The organism is Priestia sp. 179-F W1.4 NHS, from assembly GCF_045369295.1.
In the GTDB taxonomy this organism is placed as follows: domain Bacteria; phylum Bacillota; class Bacilli; order Bacillales; family Bacillaceae_H; genus Priestia; species Priestia zanthoxyli.
Map to the genome: position 1 here is coordinate 111,409 of NZ_JBIQFF010000001.1, position 13,200 is coordinate 124,608.

Consider the following 13,200-nt stretch of genomic DNA (forward strand, 5'->3'; position numbering starts at 1 on the left):
AGTAGATTAAATGAATAAAAATTAAAACGGTTGTATTAATATATATATAATTTGTAGGAGGAATAGATGATGAGTAATCCAAAAGTTGTTTTAGCATATTCCGGAGGTTTAGATACATCAGTTGCAATTAAATGGTTACAAGAAAAAGGGTACGATGTGGTAGCTTGCTGTTTAGACGTAGGCGAAGGAAAAGATTTAAAATTCGTTAAAGAAAAAGCCTTAACAGTTGGAGCGGTATCGTCATATGTGATTGATGCAAAAGAAGAATATGCTAATACATTTGCATTAGCAGCACTTCAAGCACACACGTTATATGAAGGAAAATATCCATTAGTATCTGCACTATCTAGACCGCTAATCGCTAAAAAGCTTGTAGAAGTAGCAGAACAAGAAAATGCAGTAGCTGTCGCACATGGATGTACGGGAAAAGGAAATGACCAAGTGCGTTTCGAAGTATCAATTAAAGCATTAAATCCACACTTAGAAGTGTTAGCTCCTGTTCGTGACTGGAAATGGTCTCGTGAAGAAGAAATCGAGTATGCAAAAGAAAAGAGTATTCCAATTCCAATTAACTTAGACAGCCCATTTTCAATTGACCAAAACTTATGGGGAAGAAGTAACGAGTGCGGCGTTCTTGAAGATCCTTGGGCAGCTCCACCTGAAGAAGCATATGACCTAACGGCTTCTCTTGAAAATACTCCGGACACAGCCGATGTAGTAGAAATTGAATTCGTTGAAGGTGTTCCAGTAGCATTAAATGGTCAATCTTATACGCTAGCTCAGTTAATTCTAGAATTGAATGAAATTGCAGGTAAGCACGGAGTGGGACGTATTGATCATGTAGAAAACCGTCTTGTGGGAATCAAATCACGTGAAGTATATGAGTGTCCAGCTGCTATGACATTAATTAAAGCACACAAAGAGCTTGAAGATTTAACATTAGTGAAAGAAGTCGCGCACTTCAAACCAGTGATTGAGAAAAAATTAACAGAAGTTATCTATGAGGGTTTATGGTTCTCTCCATTAACAAATTCCCTGCTTGCATTCTTAAAAGACACGCAGCAATATGTGAACGGAACAGTGAGAGTAAAACTATTTAAAGGGCATGCTATCGTAGAGGGACGTAAATCTCCTAATTCTTTATACAATGAAAAACTTGCAACATATACAAAAGAAGATGAATTTGATCACAATGCAGCAGTTGGTTTTATCTCATTATGGGGTCTTCCAACACAAGTGAGCAGCATGGTAAATCAAAAGAAGGTGACAACGGTATGACCAAACTTTGGGGAGGGCGTTTTACGAAACGCCCTGAACAATGGATTGACGAGTTCGGTGCGTCCATTTCATTTGATCAGCATCTTGTAGAAGAAGATATTGAAGGCAGTTTAGCACATGTAACAATGCTTGAGAAATGCAGCATTCTTTCTGGAGATGAAGCGTCACAAATTAAAAAAGGCCTTCAAACACTGCTTGAAAAAGCTAAGAAGAAAGAATTAACATTTTCTGCTCAATATGAAGATATTCATTTGAATTTAGAAAAGCTATTAATTGATGAAATTGGTCCGGTTGGAGGCAAGCTTCATACGGGTCGAAGCCGTAATGATCAAGTTGCTACAGATATGCACTTATATTTAAAAAAGCATGTTCAGCAAATTGTAGGACTGATCGAAAATCTAGAAGATGTGCTGCTTACAAAAGCAGATCAGCATGTCGAAACTATTTTTCCAGGCTACACACATTTACAGCGCGCGCAGCCGGTTTCTTTTGCTCATCATCTAATGGCTTATGTTTCAATGTTTAAGCGTGATGCTGAGCGTTATGCGGAATCACTAAAGCGTATTGATTTATCTCCTTTAGGAGCAGGAGCTTTAGCTGGTACGACATTTCCAATTGATCGTCATTACAGCGCGGAGCTTCTAGGCTTTAATGGAATTTATCAAAACAGTATGGATGCTGTCAGCGACCGTGACTTTATTTTAGAGTTTTTAAGCAACAGTTCTATTTTAATGATGCATTTATCTCGTTTTTGTGAAGAGTTAATTTTATGGTCTAGTCAAGAGTTTCAATTTATTGAAATGGATGATACGTATGCAACCGGCAGCAGTATTATGCCTCAAAAGAAAAATCCTGATATGGCAGAGTTAATTCGTGGTAAAACAGGACGAGTATATGGTCATTTATTTAGCTTGTTGACTGTGTTAAAAGGCACGCCTTTAACATACAACAAAGACTTGCAAGAAGATAAAGAAGGCATGTTCGATACGGTTACAACGATTGAAGGCTGCTTAACAATCTTTGCTGGCATGATTGAAACAATGACAGTAAAAACAAATGTTATGGAAAAAGCTACGAAACAAGATTTTTCAAATGCAACGGAGTTAGCTGACTATCTTGCTGCAAAAGGTATGCCGTTTCGTGAAGCACATGAAGTGGTTGGGAAACTAGTTCTCGTTTGTATTCAGAAAAATATCTACCTAATGGATTTGCCGCTCGAGCAATATAAAGAAGCGTCAGATTTATTTGAGGAAGACATCTACCATGTATTAAGTCCAAAAACAGCTGTTAATCGCCGCAATAGCGCGGGAGGAACAGGGTTTGAACAAGTGAAAAAAGCAATTCAGCTAGCTAAAGATGAATTGCATGAAAAAGCTTCAATATAAAACAGTTTTCAAAACGTCCGCAGAAAATTCTGCGGGCGTTTTTTGATGTGAGATAAATGGTATAACTAGAGCAATTAAGAAGAAAATAGAAAAGATCATGTAAGGGATTATGAAATAAAGTTCACATTCGTAAAGAAAATAGAGTGAAAAAGGAGAAGTGACATATGAAAGACAAAAAACATCCGCAGCATGTATATGAATATGATTTTGAAGGAGAAAAAGAGACATCAAGACAGCTAATGGATTCTTATTCAAGCGGCGTTATTGGCGATGCTATGGCTTCTGTAGTTGAAAATCCAGAAGCACAGAGTGATAACGAACTATATGAATAACTACATGCATATACTGTATATAGACTAAGAAAAGCAGGATTATGCTGAGCTCTATCGAAAGGTAACGTCATAGTAAATCCAGTTTTCTAAAGGATTTGGTGTGGCGTTCTTTTTTCAGTTAATCACTGATATAAGAAAAGAGGGATAAAGGTGAAAATTGGAGTGCCGAAAGAAGTAAAAAATAATGAAAATCGCGTGGCTATTACTCCAGCTGGTGTTACAGCTTTAGTTAACGGTGGGCATGATGTATATATTGAAACACAGGCAGGAGAAGGCTCTGGATTCCATGATGAAGATTACACAAATGCAGGAGCTTCTATTGTAAATACTGCAAAAGAAGCATGGGATGCTGAAATGGTTATGAAAGTAAAAGAACCGATTTCAGAAGAATACGGATATTTTCGTGAAGGACTTATTTTGTTTACGTATTTACATTTGGCAGCTGAAGAAGCGTTAACGAAAGCATTGATTGATAAAAAGGTAGTGGGTATCGCTTATGAAACAGTACAGCTTCCAAATAAAAGCTTGCCTCTGTTAACGCCGATGAGCGAAGTTGCAGGAAGAATGTCTTCTCAAATTGGAGCTCAATTTTTAGAAAAAACCAAAGGTGGCAAAGGGATTTTGTTAAGTGGAGTGCCAGGCGTGCAAAGAGGAAAAGTAACAATTATTGGAGGAGGAGTAGCGGGAACCAACGCTGCTAAAATTGCGGTCGGATTAGGGGCTGATGTCACAATAATTGATTTAAACGCTGATCGCCTTCGCCAGCTGGATGATTTGTTTGGTAAAGAAGTGACAACATTAATGTCAAATCACTACAATATCGCACAATCTGTAAAAGAGTCAGATTTAGTGATAGGAGCGGTCCTCATACCAGGAGCTAAAGCGCCAAAGCTTGTCACCGAGGAAATGATTCAAACGATGTCAAAAGGGTCAGTTGTGGTTGATATTGCCATTGATCAAGGCGGAATTTTTGAAACAACTGATCGTATTACCACTCACGATAACCCGACTTACTCGAAGCATGAGGTCTTGCATTATGCTGTTGCTAATATGCCAGGGGCTGTTCCCCGCACGTCGACCTTAGCGCTGACCAACGTAACGGTTCCTTATGCTCTGCAAATAGCAAATCAGGGATATAAAAAAGCGTGCTTAAAAAACCCTTCCCTTCTTCAAGGCATCAACACCCTAAATGGGTTTGTCACTTACGCGGCTGTTGCAGATGCACACGGTCTAACTTACGCTGATGCAACAACTTTATTAGACCAAGCATAATAAGGCATGTTTTTGCGCAGTTTGTGATATGATAGCCGCGTATTCACTCGTTTTGTAACCAAAACAGACGGGTAGAATATAGAAAAGGTTAGTGTAAAAGGAGAGAATATATGATGCACGTTTCTTATCATGGACATTCTGTTGTTAAAATTGAAACAAAAGGAAAAACAATTTTAATTGACCCGTTTATCACTGGAAATGAATCAACAGATTTACATGCTGAAGATGTAAAAGCAGATGTGATTTTACTGACTCATGGCCATAATGATCATGTAGGCGACACGGTGGAAATTGCTAAGCGCAGCGGTGCACTTGTTGTGGCAGTAGCAGAATTAGCTACATATCTTAGCTGGCAAGGCTTAAACGTACATCCAATGAGCATAGGCGGAGCCTATACATTTGATTTTGGTACGGTAAAATTGACACAAGCTTTCCACGGTTCAAGTTATACAGAAAATAATGAGAAAATTATTTATACAGGAATGCCGGCTGGTTTGCTTTTAACGATTGAAGGAAAGACAATTTATCATGCTGGAGATACGGCTTTATTTTCTGATTTAAAGTTAATTGGTCGCCATGAGCCTGACGTAGCATTTCTTCCAATTGGAGATAACTTTACAATGGGACCTGAAGATGCGGCTATCGCAGCGGAATGGGTGCAGGCAAAGCTTGTTGTGCCAATTCACTACAATACATTTCCTGTAATTAAGCAAGATCCTCATCAATTTGTTGAGTCTTTATCTGGTATTGAAGGAAAAGTATTAAAAGTTGGAGAAGGATTGGATCTTTAATCATAGAGGATGGGACAAAACGATTTCAGTTAAAGTTAAAAAAGAACGAGTAATCGATAATATCGATCACTCGTTCTTTTTTTATTGTTAAGGTGAACGTAGGTTTCACATTTGTTCATCTTTAGATTGAATCGATGCAGTTATGTCTTAATCTCTTTTTATTTGCAAAGAAACGTTCTGCTTTTTTTACTTTCCCGCATACGATAGTAATAATAAGGAGGGAGAGTTATGGAAAAAAATCGAGTTATTTTATCGCTTTTACTATGCGGAGTGATGCTTTACTATGCAATGCCGCACTTAGTGTTAACAACTGCGAGTTTGCAAGGGATTTTTAGTATAAGCTGGCTTACCTTTGCTCTTTTTGTAGCCGGAGGCAATTTGTCATCACTACTTTATGCACCGCGCCGTAAAAAGACAGGTATTCAAAAAAATAGTGCGAGAAAGCCTTTGCGTCAAAGAGGTTAGATTGAATCCATTTCACTTCCCCCGTATAATAAAAGAAAAGACATATGAAACGTAAAAACGTTTTAGAAGGGTGAAGTACACGTGGCGACAAAACATGAGCAAATTTTACAGTATATCGATTCGCTTCCAATTGGTGAAAAAATTTCAGTGCGCCAAATTGCCAAAGAACTGACTGTCAGTGAAGGCACGGCGTACCGAGCAATAAAAGACGCGGAAAATAAAGGATATGTTTCAACGATTGAACGAGTAGGGACTATTCGAATTGAACGAAAGAAGAAAGAAAACATTGAAAAGCTCACGTTTGCCGAAGTAGTAAACATTGTAGATGGACAAGTGCTGGGCGGACGTGAAGGTTTGCATAAAACGTTAAATAAGTTTGTTATTGGAGCGATGAAGCTTGATGCTATGATGAGGTATACCGAGGCCGGAAACCTTCTTATCGTAGGGAATCGAGTAAACGCTCATGAATTAGCCCTTGAAGCAGGAGCAGCCGTTTTAATTACGGGCGGCTTTGATACGGAAGAATGGGTTAAGAAGCTTGCGGATGATCTTAAGCTTCCTATTATTTCAACGAGCTATGATACATTTACAGTTGCAACGATGATTAATCGGGCTATTTATGATCAGTTGATAAAAAAAGAAATTGTGCTTGTAGAGGATATTTTAACACCCGTCTCTGAAGCGGTTAGCTTGCAGTTAACCGATACGATTGAAAAATGGCACGAATGTAACGATCAAACGCACCACAGTCGTTTTCCTGTAGTAGATCAGCATATGAAAGTTCATGGAATGGTTACCTCAAAAGATGTTATTGGATATGATCTTTCCACTTCGATTGAAAAAGTGATGACGAAAAATCCGATGACCGTTCACGGGAAAACATCGGTCGCTTCTTCCGCTCATATGATGGTATGGGAAGGGATTGAAGTGCTGCCTGTAGTGGACGATTACCACCGACTAGAAGGCATTATCAGCCGTCAAGATGTCTTAAAAGCGCTGCAAATGATTCAGCGTCAACCACAGGTAGGAGAAACCATTGATGACATTGTAACGAATCAATTTATGGACGTACAAGAGACAAAGGAAGCACCTGTCTATCGCTGTGAAGTAACGCCACAAATGACAAATTATATGGGAACTATTTCATACGGAGTTTTTACTACTATTGTGACGGAAGCTGCCAATCGTGTTCTGCGCTTATATAAAAAAGGTGATTTGGTTATTGAAAACATTACCGTTTATTTTATTAAACCGGTTCAAATTGAAAGTGTAATTGAAATTCGCCCTAAGCTATTAGAACTTGGTCGGAAGTTTGCTAAATTAGATGTAGAAGTCTACAACGCCGGAGTTGTAGTAGGAAAAGCGATGATGATGGCTCAGTTATTGGACAGAGTATAAAAAAAGAAGCTGGGACAAAAGTATGTTAGACGAAGTGAAAAACGAACCATTTATCAACCATGTTGATGAGTGGTTCGTTTTTTTTGTTAGGGTAAACGTAGGTTTCACCTGTTGAGATTCTTCTAGCCGTTGATTGGAGGGCAAGACGAAGACTCCCGCGGAAAGCGAAGTCTTGCACGGAAATCAACGGCGGTGTCTCAAGCGGTTCAGCTCATGTCTCCCATTTGTTCGTCTTTAGATTGGATTCCTCTCGTTATGCCTCAGCCTTTTTTACATTTGATTTGCTTCTTTTATTGCATAAGGCTGATAGTACTTATAAGCTTTGACACCTGCTATTATGCTACCTGAACCGAATAATACAAATAATATGCCGATGATAAGCGAAAGGTTTGTTTCGTAAATAAACCATTGATTGATCCCAAAAAATAATACAAAAGAGCCAAGACAAATACTCGACTTAGCGGAAATCCACTTTCGTTCCATTGGGCGTTTTGAACGTACGTATTTTACTTTTAAATACATGTAGAAAACAAAGGACACAACGATTAAAATCATAAAAAATGGCACAGACGCCCCTCCAGTCCGGTGTATTTCTATCCGTAATGTTTCTAGATGCTAGTAATGCGTAGTGTTGAAAGTGTTTACAGTAGTATCTATTATTTTACAGGTCAATAACAGAAAATTCTACTATTGATTGATTCTTCTTTTAAAAAGGAGAAGAGATATGATTTAATAAAGATTATGGATACAGCGCTGGGGAAATATAAGTGCATGTGGTACGTACATAAAACAAGAACAGTATTGACAGGAGAGAGAAAATGAAAGCACAAATATTAGAAGCTATTAAGCAGTTTGACACCATCATTATTCACAGGCACATTCGTCCAGATCCAGATGCATACGGATCTCAGTGCGGATTAGCGGAATTGTTAAAAACATCTTTTCCGGAGAAGAAGGTATACGTAACGGGAGAAGAAGCGGAGTCGTTAAAATTTTTATACCGTATGGATGATATCGCTGATGACACCTATGAAGATGCGCTTGTCATCGTTTGTGATACGGCGAATGAAGCGCGTGTATCAGATCAGCGCTACGCAAGTGGAAAAATGATCATTAAAATCGATCACCATCCGAATCAAACTCCTTACGGTGATTTACTTTGGGTTGAGACGTCTGCTTCTTCAACAAGTGAAATGATTTATGAATTTTACTTGGAAGGAAAAGAAAAGGGGTTAGCTCTTAATGATGAAGGAGCAAAGTTAATTTTCACTGGTATTGTCGGTGATACGGGCCGATTTTTATTTCCAAATACAAAGCCGAAAACGTTTTGCTATGCAAGTGAATTGATTCAATATGGCTTCAATTTTAAGGATGTATATAATCAGCTATACAAAACAAAAGAAAACGTCGCTCACTTACATGGATATGTGTTGCAAAACTTCACGATGTCTCCAGCGGGAGTTGCTCACATGAAAATTCCGAATGAAATTCTTCGCAAATATGATGTGACACCTGCTGATGCCTCTCAGCTAGTCGGCTCGTTAGGACAAATTGATGGAGTGAAAACGTGGGTATTTTTTGTAGAAGAAGAAAATCAGATTCGGGTCCGCCTGCGTTCAAAAGAGCTTGTGATTAATACAATTGCTAGAAAATACAACGGAGGAGGCCATCCTCTTGCGTCCGGCGCTTCCATTGACTCATGGGAAGAAGTAGAGCCTTTACTACTTGATTTAGAAGAGCTCTGCAGTCAGGAGTAATCTGTAAAATAAGCCGTTGATTTTAAATCAGCGGCTTTTTATAGTACTTTTTCCATCTTTTTAATTCGAACTTCAATCGAAAGCGTTGTATAAAAATAAATTTGATGAACTTCAACTTCATAAATCGTTTTATCGAATTCGTATTTTTTGTTTTCAATTGCTTTTTTTAAGATATCCCTGCTTCGATACGCACTTTCAATATCTTGGGCAATTAAGTGCTGCGCTTCTTCGTCGACGCTTTTTTGAATATTGTATTCCACCACAGAGTTTACTTTATAACGATGGCCGTTCACTAATTTTACTTTCACATTTTGAATAATCAAATGCTGCTTCATTTCCTTGTTTAATGCTTTTACATCTTCTTGCCATGCGCTAATTTGCAAATTTGCTTTTTTTAGCTTATCATTAGCAATTCGAATCTCCTCTAGCTCTCTATCTCTTGAAACGCCGTAAATTGTTAAAAACACTCCCCAGCTGACAATTGCTCCAATGACAATACCGGCGAAAAAACGCTGCCAGTCGGAGCGCTTGAACATTCGCTCGCTGGGTACTCTCATACAAAGTGCTCCTGCGTTAACCACTTGATGATCAGAGCTCCGGTCTGAGCTCCTCCCATAGCGGATAGAATTAAAAGAATTTGTTTGAATACATCTTTTGTCGCTCCTTCAAAGAGTCCTCGCTCAAAGCTGTAAAACGTATCAAATGTTCCTCCGATGGCTCCGACAATTGCCCAGATTTTTAAGCTATTGCTGAGGGTATGCATAACGTACAGGGGAGATTTTCCAATTAAAAACCCCGCAAATGCTCCGATTAATGAACCGCCTAAAATAATACCTAATGAAGTAAAGTAACTCCAAATGAAAAGAGACATAAAAGGCTCTTTTGTCATGACGCGTCCTCCTTTACTATTTTATTGATAACTCATGCTTCCTACATATATATGGACAAACGTTCAGAGTTATGTAATTTGTCTACGCCCGCAACAAAATTTATAATGAGAATAAAGAATTAAAGAAAGGTGGGAAGTCCTGTGCCTTTTGTTCACTTACAGCTTCAAAGTTCTTATAGCTTACTAAGCAGTTCCGTTCGTATTCATGAACTTGTAGAAACAGCTAGAAAAATGAACTATGAAGCGATTGCTTTGACCGATGAAAATGTAATGTACGGAGTCATTCCTTTTTATAAAGCCTGCGTGAAAGCGGGGATTAAGCCGATTATTGGGCTTACACTATCAATTTTGGAACATGAAGAAAGCGAGCAAGCGTATCCTTTAGTTTTGCTAGCAGAAAATGATAAAGGCTATGAAAATCTATTAAAACTAAGCAGTTTAGTTCAAACAAAGGAAAAACACGGTGTAAAGAAAAAATGGCTCCAGCATTATAGCAGCGGGCTGATTGCTATTACACCTGGCGTAAGGGGAGAAGTAGAAACTCTGCTAGCAGAAAACAAACTTCAAGATGCAAAGCGAGTGCTTCAATTCTTTAAAAAAGTATATTCTCAGTCTTTGTATATATCTATACAGCGCCATGGACAGGATGAAGCTTTGATAAATCAGCAGTTAACGGAGCTTGCTGCTGAAGAAAATGTCCCGCTCGTAGCAACGAATCAAGTAAAATATTTAAAAAAAGAAGATCGGGACGCATATGATTGCTTAGCGGCTATTCGAGACGGAGAGAAATTACATAGTGGTGAACAGGTGCAAGAAGAAAGCAGCGAGTACTATTTCAAATCACCTCATGAAATGGAAGTTCTCTTTCATGATCAGCATTTTTTAATAGAAGAAAGTATAAAAATCGCAAGACGATGCGAGCTTAAAATTTCTCTAGGCGTCATGTCTATTCCAAAATACCCTGTTCCTCCGTCCGTTACATCATCAACCTACTTACGCACTCTTTGCGAGAAAGGACTGCAAGAAAGAGTTCAAGTGATTACGGAACAATACCAGAAACGCTTAGATTATGAGCTGAACATTATTGAAAGTATGCGCTTTAGCGATTACTTCCTTATCGTGTGGGATTTTATGAATTATGCTCATGAACATGGTATTTTAACAGGTCCAGGTCGTGGCTCAGCGGCGGGCTCACTAGTTTCATACGCCTTACGAATTACAAATGTTGATCCAATTCAGCATCAGCTTCTCTTTGAGCGCTTTTTAAATCCTGAACGTATTTCGATGCCTGATATTGATATCGATTTTCCTGATAATAAACGGGATCAAGTCATTCAGTATGTGGCTCAAAAATATGGAGCGCTGCATGTAGCTCAAATTATTACATTTGGAACATTAGCGGCTAAAGCAGCCGTACGTGATGTAGGAAGAGTGATGGGATTTGATCAAGAGGCGTTAAACAAAATGTCTAAAGCGATTCCAACTAAACCAGGTACAACGTTAAAAAGCGCCCTTCGTGATTCAAGAATTCTTCAAACTTATTTAGCAGAAAATGAAGCCAGAAAGCAATGGTATAACATTGCCATGAAGATAGAAGGACTGCCAAGGCATACTTCCACACACGCAGCAGGCGTTGTGATCAGTGAGAAGCCGCTGACGCAATCTATAGCTGTACAAGAAGGACATGATGATGTATATCTGACTCAATATCCAATGGAAGCTCTGCAAGACGTTGGGCTTTTGAAAATGGACTTTTTAGGTTTACGTAACTTAACCATTTTAGATCACATTTTAAAGAAAATTGAGCGGGATATGAACCAAAAGCTGTCACTGTCTCGTATTCCATTTAACGATCAGAAAACTTTTGAACTGCTGAGCAAAGGAGATACGACGGGGATTTTTCAGCTAGAGTCAGATGGAATGAGAAGGGTTCTTCAGCAATTAAAACCTACAGAGCTAGAAGATATTGTAGCAGTTAACGCGCTGTATAGACCCGGTCCGATGGAAAATATTCCAACCTATATTAAGCGCAAGCACGGAGTGGAGAGCGTCATATATGACCATCCCACGCTTCAAGGCATTTTACAATCCACCCATGGCGTTATCGTGTATCAGGAGCAAATTATGCAGATTGCTTCAAAGATGGCCGGTTTTTCTCTTGGAGAAGCAGATTTATTGAGAAGAGCAGTTAGTAAAAAAGAACGATCCGTGCTTGATCGTGAACGATCACATTTTGTTCAAGGAAGCGAGAAGAAAGGATATGACCTATCCGTTGCTAATCGAGTATATGACCTTATTGTGCGCTTTGCTGATTATGGCTTCAACCGGAGCCATGCCGTTGCTTACAGTATGGTGGCTTATCAGTTAGCTTATTTAAAAACACATTATCCGCTACAGTTCTTTTCAGTGTTGTTAACGAGCGTTATTGGAAACGAAGGGAAAATTGCTCAATATATTAATGAACTCAAAAGAAAAAAAATACAAGTTCTCCCACCTTCTATTAACAAGAGCATGTATTCGTTTAATGTAGAAGGTGAAAGAATAAGATATAGCCTTGCAGCGATTAAACATATTGGTGCGGCAGCTATGCAGGAAATAACAGAAGAGAGAAAGAAAAAAAGATTTGAAGACTTATTTGATTTTTGTGCACGTGTTTCACCAAAAGCCGTGAATAAAAAAGCGCTTGAAGCTTTGATTTTGTCCGGAGGCTTTGATGAATTTGGAGAAAATCGAGCAACTTTATTAGCAACCATTGATGTAGCATTTGAACATGCAAGCTTGGTCCTCCCTGATGATGACTTTGGATTTGGAGCTGAATTTTCGTTAAAGCCTAAATATATGGAAAAAGAGGAACTGAAAATAGAAGATCGGCTTCAGTATGAAAAAGATATGCTAGGTTTTTATTTATCAAGCCACCCTGCTTCTCAGTATGAAGCACTGAATTCCTTTTATTCTGTTGTTTCTCTTCACGATATGAAAGAACACGCTTCAGGAAAAGCGGTCTCTCTTTTAGTATTTGTATTGGAAATTCGCGTCATTCGCACGAAAAAAGGAGAGCAAATGGCCTTTTTGCGCATTACGGATGAAAGTGGAGAAGGAGAAGTTGTTGCGTTTCCCCGCGTATTTGAGCAGAATCGTCTGCTGTTTGAACAAGGTAAGGTTTTACTGATACACGGAAAGATAGATGAAAGAAATGGGCAGCAGCAAATTGTTTGTCAACGTGCTGAAGCTGCTAGCGAAGCGGTTCAAAAATTACCGTCAGAAGAATTGTACTTACGTATAGAAACAAAGCAAGGTACGGAAAAGCTGCTTCATACTATTTATCAGCATTTTCAGTCTCATAGAGGGAAAATCCCCGTGAAAATTTATTATGAGGCAGAACGCCAATTGGTCAAGCTTCCTGTTCACTATTCTGTTGAACGAAGCGATGAGTTGATCAAAACGTTAAAAGCAATGCTTGGAGAGAAGCACGTTGTGTTCAAGAAGATATAGTCTTTACAGATTTCATGTGATGTTATATGGTAAAATAGTTAAAAAAGTGGTCTGACCACCGTTTTTTTATAAAATATACGAATTAGATGCGTTTTTCTTGAAATGAAATGCAATTGGATTTATAACATCATATGAGTGTGG

At 38.6% G+C, this 13,200-nt stretch carries 12 protein-coding genes; 9 read left to right on the forward strand and 3 right to left on the reverse strand.

The window, feature by feature from the left end:
• Positions 1–69 precede the first annotated feature (69 nt).
• From ACH0CI_RS00555 to ACH0CI_RS00585, 7 genes are all read left to right on the forward strand, one after another.
• Entirely contained in the window at positions 70–1,278 is a 1,209-nt protein-coding gene (locus ACH0CI_RS00555) for an argininosuccinate synthase (protein ID WP_406900759.1), read from the forward strand.
• Positions 1,275–2,663: an argininosuccinate lyase gene (gene argH / locus ACH0CI_RS00560; protein ID WP_014458026.1), complete on the forward strand. Its 1,389-nt coding sequence runs from the start codon at positions 1,275–1,277 to the stop codon at positions 2,661–2,663. The genes ACH0CI_RS00555 and argH overlap by 4 nt, the downstream gene beginning before the upstream one ends.
• A 164-nt stretch (positions 2,664–2,827) precedes the next feature.
• Complete coding sequence (locus ACH0CI_RS00565) at positions 2,828–2,995, forward strand: hypothetical protein (RefSeq protein WP_013059463.1); 168 nt, start codon at positions 2,828–2,830, stop codon at positions 2,993–2,995.
• Between the two features lie 150 nt (positions 2,996–3,145).
• Complete coding sequence (ald, locus tag ACH0CI_RS00570) at positions 3,146–4,267, forward strand: alanine dehydrogenase (protein WP_406900761.1); 1,122 nt, start codon at positions 3,146–3,148, stop codon at positions 4,265–4,267.
• 113 nt (positions 4,268–4,380) lie between these two features.
• On the forward strand, positions 4,381–5,058 hold the full coding sequence (locus tag ACH0CI_RS00575) for a metal-dependent hydrolase (protein WP_406901367.1): 678 nt from the start codon (positions 4,381–4,383) through the stop codon (positions 5,056–5,058).
• A gap of 228 nt (positions 5,059–5,286) precedes the next feature.
• Complete coding sequence (locus ACH0CI_RS00580; protein WP_033579613.1) at positions 5,287–5,523, forward strand: hypothetical protein; 237 nt, start codon at positions 5,287–5,289, stop codon at positions 5,521–5,523.
• An 81-nt stretch (positions 5,524–5,604) separates the two neighbouring features.
• Positions 5,605–6,921, forward strand: a complete 1,317-nt coding sequence (locus tag ACH0CI_RS00585) for a CBS domain-containing protein (protein WP_028411790.1) — start codon at positions 5,605–5,607, stop codon at positions 6,919–6,921.
• Between the two features lie 270 nt (positions 6,922–7,191).
• Here the strand turns inward: ACH0CI_RS00585 and ACH0CI_RS00590 are convergent, their stop codons facing one another.
• Entirely contained in the window at positions 7,192–7,488 is a 297-nt protein-coding gene (locus ACH0CI_RS00590; RefSeq protein WP_243495198.1) for a YtpI family protein, read from the reverse strand.
• Positions 7,489–7,739: 251 nt separating this feature from the next.
• Here ACH0CI_RS00590 and ACH0CI_RS00595 point away from each other — a divergent pair, with 251 nt between their 5' ends.
• Entirely contained in the window at positions 7,740–8,678 is a 939-nt protein-coding gene (locus tag ACH0CI_RS00595; RefSeq protein WP_406900762.1) for a DHH family phosphoesterase, read from the forward strand.
• Positions 8,679–8,716: 38 nt separating this feature from the next.
• Here the strand turns inward: ACH0CI_RS00595 and ytrI are convergent, their stop codons facing one another.
• Positions 8,717–9,235 (reverse strand): sporulation membrane protein YtrI, encoded by a 519-nt coding sequence (ytrI, locus tag ACH0CI_RS00600; RefSeq protein ID WP_014458035.1) that lies wholly within the window; start codon positions 9,233–9,235, stop codon positions 8,717–8,719.
• Positions 9,232–9,567, reverse strand: coding sequence for a sporulation membrane protein YtrH (ytrH, locus tag ACH0CI_RS00605; RefSeq protein WP_013059455.1), 336 nt, complete (start codon positions 9,565–9,567; stop codon positions 9,232–9,234). The genes ytrI and ytrH overlap by 4 nt, the downstream gene beginning before the upstream one ends.
• A gap of 141 nt (positions 9,568–9,708) precedes the next feature.
• Here ytrH and dnaE point away from each other — a divergent pair, with 141 nt between their 5' ends.
• Positions 9,709–13,059, forward strand: a complete 3,351-nt coding sequence (gene dnaE, locus ACH0CI_RS00610; protein ID WP_406900763.1) for a DNA polymerase III subunit alpha — start codon at positions 9,709–9,711, stop codon at positions 13,057–13,059.
• Positions 13,060–13,200: the final 141 nt, after the last annotated feature.